Below are 17,113 nucleotides of genomic sequence, written 5' to 3' on the forward strand. Positions count from 1 at the left end.
GATCGTCACGGTTAGCTCCTGTCATATTCCAGCCCGCGTTAACAGAACTGCGTTCGATCTGACAGGTGGGGACGGAGTTTGCGACAGAACCTTGGGAAGTCGCAATATTATTGGAGTAAGCTTGCGTGCCGCTGTCACTGTGCCCTTAATTGCTAGACTGTGTCCTTAATTGCCTGACTGTGCCCATGATCCAAGACTGTGCATTCTGGGGATAAGTCGTGTGTTAGACAGACGTGAACAGGTTCAGCGGCCCTTTGGATCCTCCACCGAATGTATGTGAGGTCATCGGTTGGTGACCTGTGGATATCCGAGAATTGAGGGCACAAAACCTCGGCAAATGCACCAGTATGTATCTGCGTCCAGCAATTAAGGGCACAGTGACAGATGGATTAGGCCACCAATTCTACGAATTTTTGAAATCTACAGAGTCCGGGCGTGAATTGGCTTTTAAGGATCATGTGCGTGACTTCGATACGAGAAAGATTTGTAGATACAGATTCAAATGATTTGAAGCCAAGCATCGGCCGGGATCGAATTTTGATGAATCTGTGATCTTATTCCACGATGCTATTTAGGTGTTTCTGTGTCACAATCTTGATCGGACGCGTTCAACCAAAACCTTTGAGCATCTTGTTTACCCTAAGAGGAAATGTGGGGCACGCTCGAGGTATCACTCAAAGGTAGTTTGCTTTTAGCTTTGGGCTTCGACAGCACTCCAAGTTGCAATCTCATCATCCGCAATTGTCCACGAAACGCGCCAACGTTGATCAGTCTTTCGGAGAATGTACACATGCTCCCATGAGGCAACAACTGCTTCGCCCGCTCCAAGCGCACGGTATGCCATACGGGCGAGCGCAACATTTGGGAATAACTCCTCTACCGAAAGCAAAGCGCCGGTTGGATTGACGACACCCATTGTCCGATAGAAATTAAGAAGCGTTTCGCAATGCTTGTGGAATTCTTTCCTGTTCATCGAGAAGTTGCCAGTCGGAGAAGGAAACAGGCCAACATCGTCCCACATTCCAGCGATAGACGAAGCGTCTTCACGGGCGAAAGCAGCTATGTAGGCGTCAAAGAAGCCTTTGATCTCCAACATAAACGTTGTTGGTTCGTTGATCATCTTTCTACACCCTATGCAGCATCGACGTTAGTTTTCATGGTCGCCGCTTTTAGCTGCATCTTGATGATATCTACAAAAGAAAGTGTAGGATTGGCCTCAGCCAACATACCAATTTTCATCCAAAATTCTGCCTGTGCGTTAATGGATCGACACATTACCGCACTGGCGCGTCGCACGTCTTCGTGCAGCACTTCGTCAATCTTAACTAATCCCATTGTCAATTCTCCAGATGATATATGAAACATATATAATTTATATATATCGTGACTTGCGACGTCTAGAAAAACTACACTCGTAAAGTAGCCATTGATCCTTTCCCTGTGAAAGGGTCCACCGCTATGTTTAGGAGAGCCGCGGATCAAAATGAGAGCATAACCACGCAAGCCCAAAGAAGCTTTCGCGACGTTGTGGTGGGTTGAGGCGCTTTCTGGTCCGGGAGTGCAGTGCGGTGATGAGCTATTCATACACGTCGAATGAGGGGGAGCGAACCGGATTGGACCAAGTAGTTGACGAACAATTGGAAGCCCTTCTTCAAGAAATGATCTCAGTCGAGCATTTTTCCGGAGTTGCGTTCATAAAGATTGCGAACAGAGTCACCCACAACTGCGCCTACGGACTTTCCCTCGAAGGCTCACGGAACCAGCTTAGCCACCGTCTGCATGTCGGCTCCCTAACCAAACAGTTCACTGCCGCAGCGATACTGCAACTTGTCGAAAAAGAGCGGATGACGCTCGACGATCCGATCAACAGTCTGCTGCCGCAGAAGTACAGATCGCCGATGTGGTCCCAAATCTGTGTCCGGCATCTGTTGAGCCACACAAGCGGCATACCAGACTACGCAATCGAGCGCGACTACTATGACGTGACTGATGGCTGGGCATTCGACAAGACGATTGATGGAATGATCCGCGAGGCGATGCATAGCAAACTAAATTTTACACCAGGTGACCGATTTCGATACTCGAACATTGGCTACACTCTGCTCGGCAAAATAATCGAATCCAGGACAGAAACCCTTTTTGGTGACTATCTAAGAAACGAGCTTCTTGCTCCGCTGGGAATGACCGAATCTGAGATTCACGACGAGCGGTTTCAGCTCCAACAAAACGACGCCCAAGGTCTTCGATGGGACCACAAGAAAGGCGATTATGCCAAAGATGACATCATATCGCTTCCGGTCACTCCTGCCGACGGAGGCCTGGTGACCACCGCAGGCGATTTCTCCCAATGGGTGGATGTGTACAGGCGTATGAAACACCCACGACTCTCGAAGCAATCAATTGAATACATACTTCGACCGGTCGTTTCCATCGACGCGAACCGATGGCCCGGGCGAGATTTGCGCGGTGAGGCTCATTACGGTCTCGGTGTGATGAGAAGCGGGGATCTGGTTATGCACGAAGGCAGCATAGTGGGGTTCCGGAGCTTCTTCATATATAGCTTTGAAGACGACGTATTGGTTGCAGTTTTTTCCAACAACACAACAAACGATGTAAACAGAATTGCTTCTCGGCTTTTTGAAAAAGTTACGTCCAATTGAATTCCCGTGAAAGCACACCGTCTCAACGCAAACCGAGCTGCATGTTCTATTAAATGCGCAGGAGCTAATACCTGCATCGAGTAAAAATATTGATCCTTCTGGCAAAGTAAGCTCTGGCAGTGACAAACCAGTGGCTAGGAAGTAGCGAAGCCCTTTCGAAGAGTAACAATAAGCTCTCCGCCCAACCAAAGGCTGGGCAGATACGCAAAAATCTCATCAAGCTATCCATCGCGCATATTCTCCAATGAGGCCATGAATGCATCTACCAACCTGGATTCTGCAATCGAAGGCAGATGATCAGGTTTTCGCACCAGTGAGACTGCAAGGCTAAGCGGCGGGTCAAACGGTACCGCTCTGGAATTGGCAAGCGCGGCCCCGGCAAGCGTAATGTCGTCGGCCACCCCTACAGCGACGCCGTTCTCGGCAAACGCGATTGCAGCTTTGCAATTGCGCAGTTCGATCATGGAGTTTGGATAAAGATTTTTTTCCGCGCAAGCTTCGCGCAGCAGGCGGCCGATCGGATCTGTGGGGCGCATCAAGGAAAGAGGAAGTTGGACATATTCTTCCAACTTTATGCAGTCAGCATCATTAAAATAGCCGGTCGGCAAGACACAGTGCACCCGTATGTTAGTCTCAAAGATGGTTTCTACGGGAAGATCGTGCGCTTTTCCAAATATACATGCAAAATCCAGGCGGCCGGCTTGAATAAGGTGCATCAGTTCATGCGTGTTCAGGACCTCGATAGCCACCTTCAGATCTGTGCTTCCGTGGGTTACACTGGCAATGGCCTGAGCCGCGATGTTTTCTCCAAGTGCGGGTACAACACCCACCCGAATGTTACCCGTTTTTCCTTCTGCAAGGGCCTTAGAGAGCTGTTCAAGTTGATTAATATCCTCATGAATTGCGCGAACCTGTCGAAACAACATGTGGGCTTCGGCGGTGGGCTGCAGACGCCCTTTGACCGACCGAAACAGTTTCAGCTTCAGCTCGTCCTGCATCCGTTTCAAGGTCGTGCTGATCGCTGGCTGCGTGACCGATAGCATGTCCGCCGCGGCGACAGTCGATCCCGTGATCATATAGGCGTGAAAGACTTCGATCTGTCTAAGCTGCATACATTGTCCTATTAGATGACATTATACATGGGTCAATATTCATTATTAGGTGATATTCGTAGGGCTGACTAGCCTCATGGGAATATCCGGCGAAACGCACGGGTGAATACCGGAGGAGACCCATGAACAAGTTTTTGGCAGCTGCCGTGGCAGCAAGTTTTTCATTCGCAAATCAAGCTATGGCAGCGGATCAACTGGTGATCGGCACTGGCGGAACCGGGGGCACCTATTACCCGGTGGGCGTCGGCATCGCCAAAATCGTCTCTGACACGGTTCCCGATTTGTCAGTGGATGCTGTGTCTTCGGGCGGCAGTACCGAGAATGTCCGTCTGATCGGCAAGGACGAGATCGATCTTGGGATCACAAACGGTGTTGTCGGGGCGCTCGCTACCAGTGGGACAGGAGTATTTGATGGCAAACCTCAATCGAACCTGCGGGCTCTGTTTTCACTCTGGGGCAACACTGAACATCAGGTGGCCCTGACAAGCGAAGTCAAAACCGGAACTGTCGCCGACCTCGCAACGCTGTCGGGCAAATACAATATCGGCGGTCGCAAAAGCGGCGCGCGCACTGCTGCTTCGCTGATGCTGGGTGCGATCGGCAATGACGTCGAAAATATGGATATGGAGTTTCTTGCGAAATACTCTGAATCCGCGCGCGCGCTGCAAGATCGTCGAATTTCCGCAGCAAACCTTGGGGCGGGTATGCCCGTTGCCGCCGTGACCGAGCTTTATGCAACTGTCGGGGCGGATGGAGTTACCATTCTCTCATTCTCAGACGAGCAGCTCGACATGCTGAACGACGCCTTCCCCGGGTTGTATTACCGGAAGGAAATTCCCGCCAACACCTATCCCGGACAGACGGATGCCGTTGACAGCGCAGAATATGCCAACCTGATGGTGGTTGATGAAGGGATATCTGATGAAGTGGTCTATCAGTTCGTGAAAGCGGTCTTTGACAATCTTGAAGACGTACACGCCATTCACCCGTCCGCCCAAGCCATCCAGCTTGAAACTGCACTTTCGGGTCTGAGCGCACCGCTGCATCCCGGTGCGGTCCGCTTCTACGAGGAAAACGGTCTGACCATCCCGGATCACCTGCGCCCCTAACACTGACGGCTTGCGGGGCATTTGATTGTTCCGCACGGCCACGCGAGACGGCGGCGGCTCTCTCCCAATCGCCGCCGTTTTCATCAGGAGAACCCCATGGCTGACCAGCAAACACAAACCGACTGGACGGTGCTGAACAAAGCACTGCTGATCCTCGCCACTGCGTTCGGTATCTTCCACCTCTATTTTTCAACGCTGTCCACAATCTCTGAAAGCTGGCGCAACAGCATCCATGTGGGCGGCGCGATGATGTTCCTGTTCACCTTTGCGGCGATGCGCAGCACATCTGTTCTGAACCGAAACATCCTGTTCCTCTTTGCGGCTCTGTCTGTGACCTTGCCGATCTATGTGGTGGGCATGGAGGAGGCCCTGTTCCAAAGGGGTGACGAACTGATCCCGGCAGACCTGTTCATGGCGGCGTTGGGTATGTTTCTGGTGGTCATCGCGGCGGGTGTCGGAGGTGGCTGGGTGTTGTCGGCCCTGGCAACGATCTGCGTCTTCTATGCGATCTATTTCGGGGCATTGCTGCCGGGAAATCTAGGCTTCCGGGGCATTTCTTATGAGACCTTCGCCTATCGTATCTTCTGGGGCGGAGAAGGGTATTTTGGATTCCTGGCATCGATATCCGCCACCTTTGTCTACCTGTTTATCCTCTTCGGCTCGGTCTTATTGGCCGCAGGCAGCGGGGATTTCCTGATGCGCCTGGCCCTCGCGCTGGGATCTCGTATGCACGGCGGTCCGGCACAGGCCGCGGTCATTGCCAGTGCGTTGATGGGATCGGTAAGCGGAACCTCGATCGGGAATGTCATGGCCACTGGCTCTGTCACGATCCCTATGATGAAGCGGGCAGGGTATTCGCCAAAGTTTGCTGCGGGAGTTGAGGCGAGTGCGTCCAACATCGGACAGATTGCACCGCCCGTGATGGGCGCAGGGGCTTTCATCCTCTCGGCATGGACGCAAGTTGGATATGGCACGGTCGTCACCTTGTCGATCCTGCCGGCAATTTTGTACTTCTACTCAGTCTTCATCGGCGTCGCCTGTTACACCAAACGGGCCGGTTTCGAGCTTAAGATCGAGCGGACGCCTGTCGAGTGGCGTGACGGAATACCTTTCCTGACCGGCATTTCGGCATTCATCGGCGGCCTTATCCTGGGATACACCCCCATCTACTCGTGCTGCGCCGCAATTGTCGTCGTTGTTGCCGCCAGCTGGTTGACGGAACACAACAAGATTACCTTTGCGCGGATGGCGGACGTGTTTCTGGACACCGCCAAGACCGCTTCGATAACTGCTTTGATGTTGGCGGCCGCCAACGTTGTCGTTGGCATTCTGACCATGACCGGCAAGGCGATCACCTTCTCTGCAATGATCTTCGATGTTGCGCAAGGAAACGTCTATCTGATGGTGATTGCGGTCATCCTGATCTCACTAATCCTTGGCATGGGGCTGCCGATCACGGCCAGCTATGTCATTGTCGCGGCAGTCGTCGGCACCGGGTTCGAGGAGTTCGGGTTTACGATCCTGGCCATCCACCTGATGATCTACTGGTATAGTCAGGACAGCACCGTTACCCCGCCGATCGCGCTGTCCGCCTTCGCGGCTGCGGGAATAGCAGGAGCTAAGCCCTTCGCGACCAGTATCGTTTCATGGAAACTGTCAAAGGGTCTTTATGCCATTCCGCTGCTGTTTCTCTCTGGAGATATCCTGTTCCAAAATGGTGCGATGGCGGCTTTTGTAGCCTTCGGTGCCGCGTTGATAGGACTGACGGGACTTGCCTATTCGCTATCGAAACACACAGTCGCGGGTTCGATACCCAGCGTTCTGGCCATCGTGCTGTTCGTGACAGCCGTCGGTTGTTTTCTACTCGACAGAGGCACGGCAAACCTCTTTGCAGTTGGAACGCTCGTGTTGATCGTCATTGCTGAAGTCCTCTCACGTCAGCCAAAATACCAATCTCAAGAGACGTCTTCCAATGTATGACCTGACTGTCTCAAATGCGACCGTGGTGGATGGCACGGGGTCTCAGCGTTACGTGGCGACTGTCTGTGTGAAGGACGACAAGATTGTCCGGATCGAGCGTGGCGGTGGGTCATTTCCCAGTCGGTCGGATGTGGACGCGCAAGGCCTGATTCTGGCGCCGGGATTTATCGACGTCCACACGCATGACGACATTGCTCTAATTGCCGACCCCGACATGACCTGCAAAACAAGTCAGGGGATTACCACAGTCATTGTGGGATTGTGCGGATACAGCCCCGCCCCGTTCGCACCTCATGCCAATATCCCCGCCGAATACGATATTCTGCTGCAATCCCATTCGCAGCGGTTTGAACGGTTCGCGGATTACCTGGAGGCGGTGAAGCAAGCGAAACCATCCGTGAATTACCTGGGCCTCGTTGGACACTCGACGCTGCGCTTGTCGGTCATGGATGATGTGAACCGCCCAGCAACGGATCAAGAAATCGCAAAGATGGCCGATCTGCTGCTCGAAAGCATGGACGCAGGCGCGATTGGTCTGAGCTCTGGATTGGCCTATTCCATGGCGCAGAAATCCGACACGCGGGAATTGATCGAGCTGTGCAAGGCGATGTCAGATCGCAAAGGCTTCTACGTCACGCATATCCGCAACGAGGCGGATGGCATGATTGATGGAGTTAAGGAAGCACTGAAAATCGGTCGGGACGCAGATGTGCCGGTCATCTTTTCCCATCATAAGTCGATGTGCGATCATAATCACGGCGCGACCAAGCAGTCTCTCAAGCTGATTGACGATGCAGCGGCCCAGCAAAGCCTTGCGCTGGACGTCTATCCCTATTGCTACTCGTCCACGTCTCTGACCCGCGAAAGGGCATTGCGCGGCGGGCATATCGTGATCGCACGCTCGGACCCAATGCCTGACATGGTCGGTAAGAGCCTCAAGGAAGTGGCGGAACTTCTGAACTGTTCCGAAGCTGACGCTGTTGATCGGCTCGCACCTGCTGGCGCGCTTTATTACCTGATGTCTGAAGACGATGTGCAGCGTGTCATGAAATATCCGATGACCATGATTGGCTCTGATGGCCTCCCCTTTGACAAAAAGCCACATCCACGCCTGTGGGGTACGTTCCCACGAGTGTTGTCGCGCTATGTGCGCGATATTCCGGTCTACACTCTGGAAGAGGCCGTTCATCGAATGACCGGACTGCCGTCCAAGGTCTTCGGTCTCAAGAACAGAGGTGTGATCACGGAAGGATCTTTTGCGGATATGGTCCTGTTCTCCGATAGTGACGTTGCAGATCAGGCGACGGCGGATCAGCCAAAGAGGAAATCCAAAGGCATCAAGGCCGTCTTTGTCGGGGGGAAACGTAATTCCGAAAACCAGGGGAAACTGCTTACTTCGAGCTGTCTCAGGTAAAGCGCTTAGGGTTCCGTTGCAAACTTTTGACTATTGATGCGCTCGAATGCAGACGGTGAATGGTCACAGGTGTATTCAGTCGAGAATCAGTTCATGATTTCTTTCAAAGGTGTGCAATACATGAAGGACGTGATCCTGTTCGCCGCATTCTTCTATGCTCGATACGGCGCGTCCTATCGTGATCTGGAGGAGATCATGCGAGAGCGGGGTGTTTCGGTAGATCACAACACACTGAACCGCTGGGTGACGAGATACTCTGGTGCAATCGCTGAAGCTGCGCGTGGAGTTATCTCTATCGAGCTATCGACAAGCACGGCAAAACGTTTGATTTCATGCTTTCAAAGCGTCGAAGCGAACTCGCCGCGACCAAATTCTTCGCCCGGATGCCGGAGGTCAACGGCTTTCCGATAAAGATGGTGAGGCGGAATTACTTGAATAATATCGTCGAGCATGATCACCGATTTATCAAAGGGCGAACCCGCCCGATGCTCAGCTTCAGCGACTCAGGCAGGCATCGAAGTCGCGAACATGAACCGACATGAGATTCGCGGCATCTGCTACCTCTATTGCTAGTCTAACCGTTTGAGTGCCCAACTAATACACCTCGTCGATGTTTTGGGCGCAGACAAATATGCAAAAGATCTCAATGGACTGCCCCGGTCGTATCTCGTGGTTCGGTTCAACCGGAACAACGTGACATTGCTGCGAGATTTGGTACACAACGGCTGGTTGGCCCAATATGTGGAACTTCATGACAATTTATGCCCTTCTCATAGTCTTAACCGCCGCGTTCCTGCATGCACTGTGGAATGCGGTCGTAAAGGGGGCGCCCGACAAGGCCATTGTTCTGGGCCTCGTCTCACTTGGGCATGCAGTTCCCGCGTTCTTTGTTTTACCTTTCACTGGATTTCCGGCTCTGGCTGCTTTTCCCTTCATCGTAGGGTCGACAATGATCCATTGGGGCTATTACTGGTTTTTGAATACTGCTTACAAACACGGTGACCTGTCGGTGGTTTACCCCATCTCACGGGGAATGACGCCTATCCTTGTCGCATTGGGTGCCATTGTGTTTGCTCACGAATATCTACCTGTGACGGCCTGGATTGGCATTTTCTGCATTTCGATTGGGATCGGGTGTCTTTCCATTGCCGGGCTGGGCAGGCAAACGAGCCTGATTGCGTTAGCGGCAGCTGGTGGTACCGGCGTGATGATTGCATCTTATTCGATAGTGGATGGGATCGGGATCCGGATTTCGCAAAACACGCTGGGTTATATTGCGGCACTATTTGCTGCCGAAATCTTTGTCGCGGCGTTTATTTTCACGGCGCGCTGGCAGCGACTGGTCGCGTTGCCCCGACGGTTTGTCTGGGCCGGTCTGGCCGGCGGCGTCATTTCTGGGTTGGCGTATGGACTTGTGCTTTACGCAAAAACAATTGCACCCTTAGGTATGGTCTCGGCACTCAGAGAAAGCTCTGTCATCTTTGCAGCGGTTATTGGTGTGATGTGGTTCGGTGAGGGACCAAAATCCAACAGACTTCTTGCCGCAACTATTGTGGCGTTTGGGATCGTGTTTCTTGCCTTTGCGCAGTAAGGCCAAAGGGACGCCAGGTGTCTTGGGATCAAACTGGGTTTAATGGTTACGACAGAAGCTCGGAGTCCGACAGTTAGATTCAGCGTGATTTTCGCGCCTTTATTAAAATTTCGCGGCCACGCACATATGTGAACTGCCAAAAAACCAGGCAGGTATTCGTTACTTTGGAAGTCCCGCCTATAGTGCGTCCAAAGCAGCTGTCTTGAACTTGCCGCAAGCGGAAGCGGAAGCGACCGAATATGGCCCGTTCGGGATTCGATGCAATTCTGTGCTTCCGGGATCTGTGCACACAGAGGCCGCCGCATGGAAAATCCGGGTGGAAAAGGACCCCGATGTCTTCAACAAACTGGCTAAATGGTATCCGCTGGGCCGGGTGGCAGAACCTGAAGATGTCGCAAAAGCTGTTGCTTATTCGGGCTCTGACGATGCTGACTACGTCACAGGTATCGGGCTTGCTGTGGACGGAGGGCTAACCGCCGGAATGGATGTTATGGTCAAAGAGTTTGTCCTCGAAGACTAGTATTGCTCTATATGCCTGATCAATTTCGCTGGACTGACGGGCATTGCCAAATTGAATTTCGACACTCGTCGGGTTACGCCTGCCGCCTGAAAATACTGATAAATTTGCGCCATCTCAAAGGCATCCGTTTTCCACGAGAGGTGACCGGGTACGCGGTTTGGGCGTATCATCGGTTTGCTTTGAGCATGTCTGGTGTAGAAGATCTTCATGCCGCATCCAGCGTAATTGTCAACCGCGCAAGCACAGAGGTTCCGATTGCTTACAATCAGATCAACACAGTCTTCCGCCCGCACCGATATCAAATGACAGCTAACCGCTACCGTCATTCAAGAGCCGATGCCTTTGACTTATGGCACGGTTGTGCCCTGGAAATTACAACGTAATCAGACTTTGATGCTCTCCTACGCGCCAGCCTAAATTACCTGGCAACGCCGGTGGGTCAATTCCAACCTAATACGCCTGGACATAACCGATTCCCCTCGGACAGGTCAGTGACAACGTACTCGTCAATGACCGCAACGAGAGTTTTTTACAACGGTTTGTACGCCGTCACGTCGATCTCAATTTTTGCGTCGACCATAAGTTGAGACCGCACGGTAGAGCGTGCCGGAGCACCGTTTGGAAAGTAGCTGGCGTATACACGGTTGAACGTCCAGAAGTCACGGGGATCGTCCAGCCAGACATTGACTTTGGCCACGTCGTCAAGCGTGCAGCCGGCCTTGGCCAGAACGGCGATCACGTTTTCCATGGTTCGCTTTGTTTGGGCCTCAATGCCGCCAGGCTCGATCTCGCCATTTTCTTTCATGGCGACCTGTCCGGAAATAAACACGAAATCTCCGGCGCGGGTTGCTGGGGAAAAGGGCAGAGACTGACCGCCAGCGCCTGTGCGCTCAACGCCGATACGTTCTACTGACATGGGAAAACTCCTTACTGAGCGGGATGAGTTGTTGAATAGAAAAGTGCGCTCACCAGACCTGACCACGTGCAACGACCAGGGTTGGGCCGACGGGGTCTGTGCCACGCATCAGCACGACATGATCCAGCATGTTCGAGACCACGCAAGCATGGTTCGGCACGATCTGCAGACGTTCCCCAACCGATAGACCTATGGGCCCTTCGCTGCTAAGGCGGCCATGTTCCTCGCTGAGCTGATCTATGATCAGGTCGTCCCGGCCAAGCACGTGGCCATGCCCCTGCATCCCGACCAGATCGGATGTCAGCACTTTTGAGCCCGCGTCGATGACAGCGTGGTGTTCCGACGGGACCGAGACGACCGTAGCCAGCACGGTCAGTGCGCAATCGGACCAGCCGCAGGTTCCATTCTCAACCAGAGAGCGGTCATTGTAGATGTAGGTGCCAATCCGGTATTCCGTGGCCAAAGGCATCTCATGCGCGCGCCACATATCGGGCGAGCCACCGGACGAGATGGTTCCGACCGTCAGCCCGCTATCTTCGATCAGGGATTTGGCGCCGCGCAGCCAATCCGCCACATCGGGGGTGACGCGTTTTGGTGGATAGGTCATAAGGCCCGCAAATCGCAGGCCCGGGGCCGCGTCGATTTCCTGCGCCAGGGCCAGGGCCAGTTCCGGTGTCGCGACGCCGCAGCGATCTGCGCCGGTATTGCACTCGACCAGTACGTTCAGGGGGTCTGAGGCATCTGCGAATGCCGCACTCAAACCCTGAACAACGACACTGTTATCGGCTACAACGCTCAGGTGGACCCGGCCGGCTAGCGCCCGCAGGCGGCGGGTTTTGGCCTCGCCCAGGATGTTGTAGGTAATCAGCACATCCTCGATGCCGCCAGCATTAACCATCGCCTCGGCTTCCGAGACTTTCTGGCAGGTAATCCCAATCGCCCCCTGCGCGATCTGATAACGGGCCAGATCAGGCAGTTTGTGAGTTTTTATGTGCGGGCGCAACTTCAGATCATGTTGGTCGCAATAGGCTTGAAACGCTCGAATATTGGCCTCGGCCACGTCCAGATCAACAAGGACCGAAGGGGTATCAATTGTCGGGAAAATCTGGTCTGTCATAGGGTGCTCTGCGCGGTTCGGGGGCTGGGTTGCGGATCAGCGGATTGCGTCACCTCGTGGGGGTGTTCCACGATGGGCCATAGCGGCCTTTGGAGGCTCTTGTACAGGTTCTTGCTGGGGTCGTTGGGATAGGGGCCTTCGACCGCAGCATACAGGATTTCACTGGCGACCGGAGCGAAGGCTCCGTGGAAATGATTGGTCGATTTGATCATCAGGATGCGTTTTTGGTCGATGTCGATGCCTAGATTGGTGAACACATCGGGCGAGAACGCCTGACTGCGGTTGGAATTCAGCACGATGTCCAGATCGCCGATCCGGATCGCCGCGCAGTCGCCCAGAGGCACGATTGAGGCCCCAAAACTTTGCACCGCGTTGCGCACCAGCCGCGTCACCTGAACCTCGGCGTCGATGGGCTGACCGGCATGGGCCGAGGTCTTGCCACCGAACCGAAGATCCAGCGTCGCGCCTTCACCGGCGGCGAAACACAGGCGCACGGCCATCGGGTCCCAGATTGTGCCAAGGGCGATGCCAGTCAGGTTCATATCCATTGCATGCTGCAGCAGGATCGTGGAATCCCCGGCCACGCCGCCGCCGGGGTTGTCCCAGACATCGGCAATCACAACCGGAACGCCAGTTGCCGCATCCGCGCGTTCAAGCGCGATGCGCGGGTGCAGGAATTCGGGCGTGGCGCGGCCGCGAAACCCGAAAAGCTCCATCCCCAGATCCCGTGCAAAGCGTGCGCCAAGGTCCGGGGCATTATCTGTAATGACAATGATCTTTGCACCCAGATCGGGGGAATCGCCGGCCATGAACCCGTGAATTGCCGAGATCGACAGAACCCCATCCTGTTGTTCCAGCGCCTTCATACGGTCCACGAACCCGCGCATGGGGTTCTGAGAGGTGGGCAGAATATCCATCATCCGCACGTCGAACACCTGAATATCCGGCGTGATTTCTCCGCGTGTCGCGCGCAGGGTCAGATAGACGCAGGCCTCGCCTGCTTCGACAAAATCCGTATGCGGGAATTCCTTGAACACCGTGATGATATCGGCGTTTTGGACCCGCTGGTCGCTCAGATGGCTGTGGGGGTCGAAACTGACGCCGATCTTGCAATCGGGGCCGACGATCTCGCGCGCCCGGGCCAGCAATGTGCCTTCGCAGTCGGTGCATCGATCCGCAATCATAGCGCCGTGCAGGCCGAAGATGGCCGCATCCAGCGGCAGCGCGGCCCGCAGTTGATCCAGTATTTCGTTCAGCAACCGCAGCCATGTTGCGTTGCTGACAAGGCCGCCGGGTTCGGCCCAGGTGGCGGTACCTTCGATCAGAGTGAACCCTTCTTCCCGCGCGCGGCGCCGCAAGGCAGGAAAAACGGCGCTGCAAAGGGTAGGCGTCTCGGGGTGGTCCCCGGGCGCAGCATAAAAGCTCTGCTCGAAATCCGTGAAATCCGTGCGCAGCGGCGAAAAGGTGTTTGTTTCCGTCGCGACTGACGCGCAAAAAACCCGCATGATCAATTGCTCCGAAAAAAAGGGGCGAGAGCTTCCATGCTCACTCCCGCCCAAGGAGGTTGTCGGTTAGTTCAGATACGCGTCTTCATTGGCCGCGTTGACCTGCTCTTTGAACAGGGTCAGAAGTTCGGTTGATTTCGCATCAAGGTTATCGGACACATGCGCCTCGAAGGCAGGCTGTGTTGCCGCGGCCATGGCCTGACGCTGATCGGCGTTCAGGGCGGTCACTTCGATCTTGTCCATCAGACCGGTCAGGCCACGATCTGAGGCTTCGATGATCCGCGAAATGCCCCGGCTGGCGGTCACACAGTTTTCCGCTGCCACGCGCAGGGTTGCCTGTTCACTTTCGCTGAGCCCTTCGAAGAAGGCGCGGTTCACCATAAGCGTGTAAGGCGAAAACAGGTGATTGGTCAGCGTCATGTATTTCTGAACTTCCGAGAAGTTCGAGAATGAGATGATCGGAACCGGGTTCATCTGCCCGTCGATCACACCGGTTTGCAGCCCGGAATACACCTCGCCCCAAGCCAGCGGATAGGCCTCGGCCCCCAGCGCCTGCACGATCTTCTGATGCGATGGCAAGGTCATGGTGCGGATGCGGATGCCTTCGAAATCCGACAGATCAGCGATGGGCTTTTGCGAGTTTGTGACCGCAAAGAAACCACCTGTGTCCGGGAAGCCAAGGACAACCACGTCGCCCAGCGTTTCTTCGATATCAGCGGCCAAAGCCTCACCAAACGGACCATCAAAAACTTCGTAGGTCGCTGCGTTGTTGGCAAAGGCAAAGGGCAGATTCAGAACGTCGATCCGGGGGTAATAGCTGGCTAGTGCGCCGGTTGATGACAGCGTGGCCTGAATGACGCCATCCCGGACCTGCTGAACATGCTCGGACGCGGTGCCAAGCTGGTTCGAGCCAAAAACCTCAACCGTCACGCTGCCGTTGGTGTCGGCGGTCACGATGTTTGAAAACACGGCGGTGCAAGCATGGCCGGGGTTTTCGAACGGGTCGGTTTTGTTGTCATGGCCGAACCGGATCACGCCCCCTTCGGCAAGCGCTGCAGTGGCAAGAAGGCTGGCAACAGCGCCTGCAACAAGGCTTTTGGCTAGAGTTTTCATAATCTCCTCCTGAGGTTGATTGTGATGAAACGTCATTGGGCAAATCCAAAGGCGCGGGGCAGCAACAGGGCCGCGTCCTCCCAGAATGCGAACAGGAACAGGATCGCGACTTCGGCGAACAGGAATGGCGCCAGTTTCAGCGATATCCGTTCCAACTTTTCCCCGGTGACCGAGGATAGAACGAACAGGCACGCCCCTACGGGCGGCGTCATCAGCGAGATGTTCAGCGCCAGCACAAAGATGATGCCTGCGTGAATGGGCTCCAACCCGATCTGTTCGGTCAAAGGCACGAGAACCGGGCCGAGGATGATCAGGATTGCGGTGATATCCATGACCATGCCGACAACCAGTAAAAGTGCGATGATGATGGCGATGATCGTGTAGGGATTGTCCGAGATTTGCAGAACGGCACCAGCGAGCGCTTGCGGAACACGCTCGAAACTCATCCAAAAGCCGAGAAGCCCGGCAAAGGCGATGATGACGAAAATAACCCCGGTGATCCGGGCGGTGCGCACCAGCATCCCGTAAAAGTCCCGCAATGTCAGCGACCGGTACACAAAGACGCCGATGAACAGGGCATAGGCCACGGCGATCGAGGCCGCCTCGGTTGGCGTGACGATCCCACCAAGGATACCGCCCAGAATGATGACCGGCATTAGCAGCGCAGTGAGTGAGGACAGGAAGGTTGACCAGACCTCGGCCAATGTCGCGCCGCGCATGGCTTTGGGCAGGTTCTCGCGTTTGCCGCCGATCACGATGACGCCCATGCAGACAAGGCAGATCACCAGCCCCGGCAGGATACCAGCCGCAAACAGCCCCCCGATGGACACGCCCATCAGCGAGCCGTAGACGACCATCAAACCCGAAGGCGGAATGGTCGGCCCGATGATGGACCCTGCAGCGGTGACAGCACAGGCATAGTCGCGGGCGTAGCCCTCTTTCACCATGGCGGGCACCAAGGTGCGCCCGAAGGCGGCGGCGTCCGCGGTGGCCGATCCGGTCAAGCCCGCAAAGAAGACCGAGGCCAGCATATTCGTATGCGCCAGCCCGCCGCGGAACCGCCCGACCAAAACTTGTGCCAGCTTGACCAGACGGTCGGTGATGCCGATCCCGTTCATGATCTCGCCCGCCAGAATGAAAAAGGGCATGGCTAAAAACGGAAAGATGTTCAGACCGTTGAAGATTTTGCTGGGACCGATGGCCAGAAAATTCGTGCCACCCATGCTGATGAGCCCGACAAGGCCAGCCATACCGATGGCAAAACCGATGGGCATGCCAAACAGGATCAGTCCCACGAATGCAGCAGCAACCAGCATTACGAAGCCTCGGTCGGGTCAAGCTGTGACCCGGTATCGCGCAGCATCACTAGTATTTGCTGTACCATCGCCAACCCTGCCGAGGCGGGGATAGCCCAGTAGAAGGGCTCTAGCGTTGCGCCAAAGATCATCGCCTGCCGGGTCGCCCCGCCTTGGGCAAAGGCGATTCCGAACCAAAGGACATAGGCAAAGAGAGCAACGCTCAGAACGTCGATAACGACGAGGACGGTCCGGCGAAGGGGGACAGGAAACGATAGCACAAAGGCGGTCAGGCCAATATGTTCACGTCTGGCGATGCCCGAGGATACTGCCAGCATGGCCGCCCAGATCATCAGGTAACGTGCAAGTGTTTCGGGCCATGGCAACTGCCAGCGAAACCAGTAGCGGTCAATGACACCAATCCAAACGTCCATAACCAGCGCCACCATCAACAGGGCAACAATGGCTTCGACAATGGTGTTGATTGACTGGCTCAACCGGGCAGAAACCGAGCGCATCCAGATCCTCCCCTTCTGAAGCTTAGGTACAGTCTGGGCGAGAGGCTAAGGGCCTGTCAACAAAAATATGTACCTAGATTACATACTGTGAGGCAAACGGGCTTTATTTCGTGAAACTTTGTACCTAAGGTAGAAAGTCGAACTGTGGCACTGGAGCTTGGATCAAAGCCCGAGGTTGGGATGGGCCGGCAGCGTGCACCAGTGTCATTCGCTACGGCAAAGGGGCCGAGGCAAACAAAACAAAGATGTCTATCTTATAGCTG

General features: G+C 54.8%; 15 protein-coding genes and 1 pseudogene. 7 read left to right on the top strand and 9 right to left on the bottom strand.

Features of this window, described 5'->3' with window-relative positions; genetic code table 11:
• Positions 1-691 precede the first annotated feature (691 nt).
• On the bottom strand, positions 692-1,120 hold the full coding sequence (locus ACRZ9X_RS21175; RefSeq protein ID WP_480522089.1) for a DUF4440 domain-containing protein: 429 nt from the start codon (positions 1,118-1,120) through the stop codon (positions 692-694).
• Between the two features lie 11 nt (positions 1,121-1,131).
• Positions 1,132-1,335: a ParD-like family protein gene (locus ACRZ9X_RS21180; protein WP_480522090.1), complete on the bottom strand. Its 204-nt coding sequence runs from the start codon at positions 1,333-1,335 to the stop codon at positions 1,132-1,134.
• Between the two features lie 278 nt (positions 1,336-1,613).
• Here ACRZ9X_RS21180 and ACRZ9X_RS21185 point away from each other — a divergent pair, with 278 nt between their 5' ends.
• On the top strand, positions 1,614-2,660 hold the full coding sequence (locus ACRZ9X_RS21185; protein WP_480522091.1) for a serine hydrolase domain-containing protein: 1,047 nt from the start codon (positions 1,614-1,616) through the stop codon (positions 2,658-2,660).
• 221 nt (positions 2,661-2,881) lie between these two features.
• Here ACRZ9X_RS21185 and ACRZ9X_RS21190 read toward each other — a convergent pair whose 3' ends face one another.
• A complete protein-coding gene (locus ACRZ9X_RS21190; RefSeq protein ID WP_480522092.1) occupies positions 2,882-3,772 on the bottom strand; it encodes a LysR family transcriptional regulator in 891 nt (296 codons plus the stop codon).
• Positions 3,773-3,894: 122 nt separating this feature from the next.
• On the opposite strand from ACRZ9X_RS21190, the gene ACRZ9X_RS21195 reads away from it, so the two are divergent.
• From ACRZ9X_RS21195 to ACRZ9X_RS21220, 6 genes and pseudogenes are all read left to right on the top strand, one after another.
• Positions 3,895-4,881, top strand: coding sequence for a TAXI family TRAP transporter solute-binding subunit (locus ACRZ9X_RS21195; RefSeq protein WP_480522093.1), 987 nt, complete (start codon positions 3,895-3,897; stop codon positions 4,879-4,881).
• Between the two features lie 96 nt (positions 4,882-4,977).
• Entirely contained in the window at positions 4,978-6,861 is a 1,884-nt protein-coding gene (locus ACRZ9X_RS21200) for a TRAP transporter permease (RefSeq protein ID WP_480522094.1), read from the top strand.
• Entirely contained in the window at positions 6,854-8,275 is a 1,422-nt protein-coding gene (locus ACRZ9X_RS21205; RefSeq protein ID WP_480522095.1) for an N-acyl-D-amino-acid deacylase family protein, read from the top strand. Before ACRZ9X_RS21200 ends, ACRZ9X_RS21205 begins: the two co-directional genes overlap by 8 nt.
• A 93-nt stretch (positions 8,276-8,368) precedes the next feature.
• Positions 8,369-8,772: pseudogene (locus ACRZ9X_RS21210) on the top strand (IS6 family transposase); the annotation flags it as partial.
• Between the two features lie 254 nt (positions 8,773-9,026).
• Entirely contained in the window at positions 9,027-9,866 is an 840-nt protein-coding gene (locus ACRZ9X_RS21215) for an EamA family transporter (RefSeq protein ID WP_480522096.1), read from the top strand.
• A gap of 154 nt (positions 9,867-10,020) precedes the next feature.
• Positions 10,021-10,386, top strand: a complete 366-nt coding sequence (locus ACRZ9X_RS21220; protein ID WP_480522147.1) for an SDR family oxidoreductase — start codon at positions 10,021-10,023, stop codon at positions 10,384-10,386.
• Positions 10,387-10,915: 529 nt separating this feature from the next.
• Here ACRZ9X_RS21220 and ACRZ9X_RS21225 read toward each other — a convergent pair.
• The 6 genes from ACRZ9X_RS21225 to ACRZ9X_RS21250 all read right to left on the bottom strand — a co-directional run bounded on the left by ACRZ9X_RS21225 (position 10,916) and on the right by ACRZ9X_RS21250 (position 16,850).
• Positions 10,916-11,302: a RidA family protein gene (locus ACRZ9X_RS21225; RefSeq protein ID WP_480522097.1), complete on the bottom strand. Its 387-nt coding sequence runs from the start codon at positions 11,300-11,302 to the stop codon at positions 10,916-10,918.
• 49 nt (positions 11,303-11,351) lie between these two features.
• A complete protein-coding gene (locus ACRZ9X_RS21230) occupies positions 11,352-12,419 on the bottom strand; it encodes a D-TA family PLP-dependent enzyme (protein ID WP_480522098.1) in 1,068 nt (355 codons plus the stop codon).
• Entirely contained in the window at positions 12,416-13,924 is a 1,509-nt protein-coding gene (locus tag ACRZ9X_RS21235; RefSeq protein WP_480522099.1) for a M81 family metallopeptidase, read from the bottom strand. The genes ACRZ9X_RS21230 and ACRZ9X_RS21235 overlap by 4 nt, the downstream gene beginning before the upstream one ends.
• A 66-nt stretch (positions 13,925-13,990) precedes the next feature.
• Positions 13,991-15,037 carry a TRAP transporter substrate-binding protein gene (locus ACRZ9X_RS21240; protein WP_480522100.1) on the bottom strand — a complete coding sequence of 349 codons (1,047 nt, stop codon included), beginning with the start codon at positions 15,035-15,037 and terminating at the stop codon, positions 13,991-13,993.
• 32 nt (positions 15,038-15,069) lie between these two features.
• Positions 15,070-16,353 (bottom strand): TRAP transporter large permease, encoded by a 1,284-nt coding sequence (locus tag ACRZ9X_RS21245; RefSeq protein ID WP_480522101.1) that lies wholly within the window; start codon positions 16,351-16,353, stop codon positions 15,070-15,072.
• Complete coding sequence (locus tag ACRZ9X_RS21250; protein ID WP_480522102.1) at positions 16,353-16,850, bottom strand: TRAP transporter small permease; 498 nt, start codon at positions 16,848-16,850, stop codon at positions 16,353-16,355. The genes ACRZ9X_RS21245 and ACRZ9X_RS21250 overlap by 1 nt, the downstream gene beginning before the upstream one ends.
• Positions 16,851-17,113 lie beyond the last annotated feature (263 nt).

This window comes from Ruegeria sp. AL1, from assembly GCF_056540905.1.

What these genes read in the sequence shown, in the direction of transcription:
- ACRZ9X_RS21175 (WP_480522089.1), bottom strand. Translation starts at nt 1,120, where the DNA reads ATGATCAACGAACCAACAACGTTTATGTTGGAGATCAAAGGCTTCTTT.
- ACRZ9X_RS21180 (WP_480522090.1), bottom strand. Translation starts at nt 1,335, where the DNA reads ATGGGATTAGTTAAGATTGACGAAGTGCTGCACGAAGACGTGCGACGC.
- ACRZ9X_RS21190 (WP_480522092.1), bottom strand. Translation starts at nt 3,772, where the DNA reads ATGCAGCTTAGACAGATCGAAGTCTTTCACGCCTATATGATCACGGGA.
- ACRZ9X_RS21195 (WP_480522093.1), top strand. Translation starts at nt 3,895, where the DNA reads ATGAACAAGTTTTTGGCAGCTGCCGTGGCAGCAAGTTTTTCATTCGCA.
- ACRZ9X_RS21200 (WP_480522094.1), top strand. Translation starts at nt 4,978, where the DNA reads ATGGCTGACCAGCAAACACAAACCGACTGGACGGTGCTGAACAAAGCA.
- ACRZ9X_RS21205 (WP_480522095.1), top strand. Translation starts at nt 6,854, where the DNA reads ATGTATGACCTGACTGTCTCAAATGCGACCGTGGTGGATGGCACGGGG.
- ACRZ9X_RS21215 (WP_480522096.1), top strand. Translation starts at nt 9,027, where the DNA reads ATGACAATTTATGCCCTTCTCATAGTCTTAACCGCCGCGTTCCTGCAT.
- ACRZ9X_RS21225 (WP_480522097.1), bottom strand. Translation starts at nt 11,302, where the DNA reads ATGTCAGTAGAACGTATCGGCGTTGAGCGCACAGGCGCTGGCGGTCAG.
- ACRZ9X_RS21230 (WP_480522098.1), bottom strand. Translation starts at nt 12,419, where the DNA reads ATGACAGACCAGATTTTCCCGACAATTGATACCCCTTCGGTCCTTGTT.
- ACRZ9X_RS21235 (WP_480522099.1), bottom strand. Translation starts at nt 13,924, where the DNA reads ATGCGGGTTTTTTGCGCGTCAGTCGCGACGGAAACAAACACCTTTTCG.
- ACRZ9X_RS21240 (WP_480522100.1), bottom strand. Translation starts at nt 15,037, where the DNA reads ATGAAAACTCTAGCCAAAAGCCTTGTTGCAGGCGCTGTTGCCAGCCTT.
- ACRZ9X_RS21245 (WP_480522101.1), bottom strand. Translation starts at nt 16,353, where the DNA reads ATGCTGGTTGCTGCTGCATTCGTGGGACTGATCCTGTTTGGCATGCCC.
- ACRZ9X_RS21250 (WP_480522102.1), bottom strand. Translation starts at nt 16,850, where the DNA reads ATGCGCTCGGTTTCTGCCCGGTTGAGCCAGTCAATCAACACCATTGTC.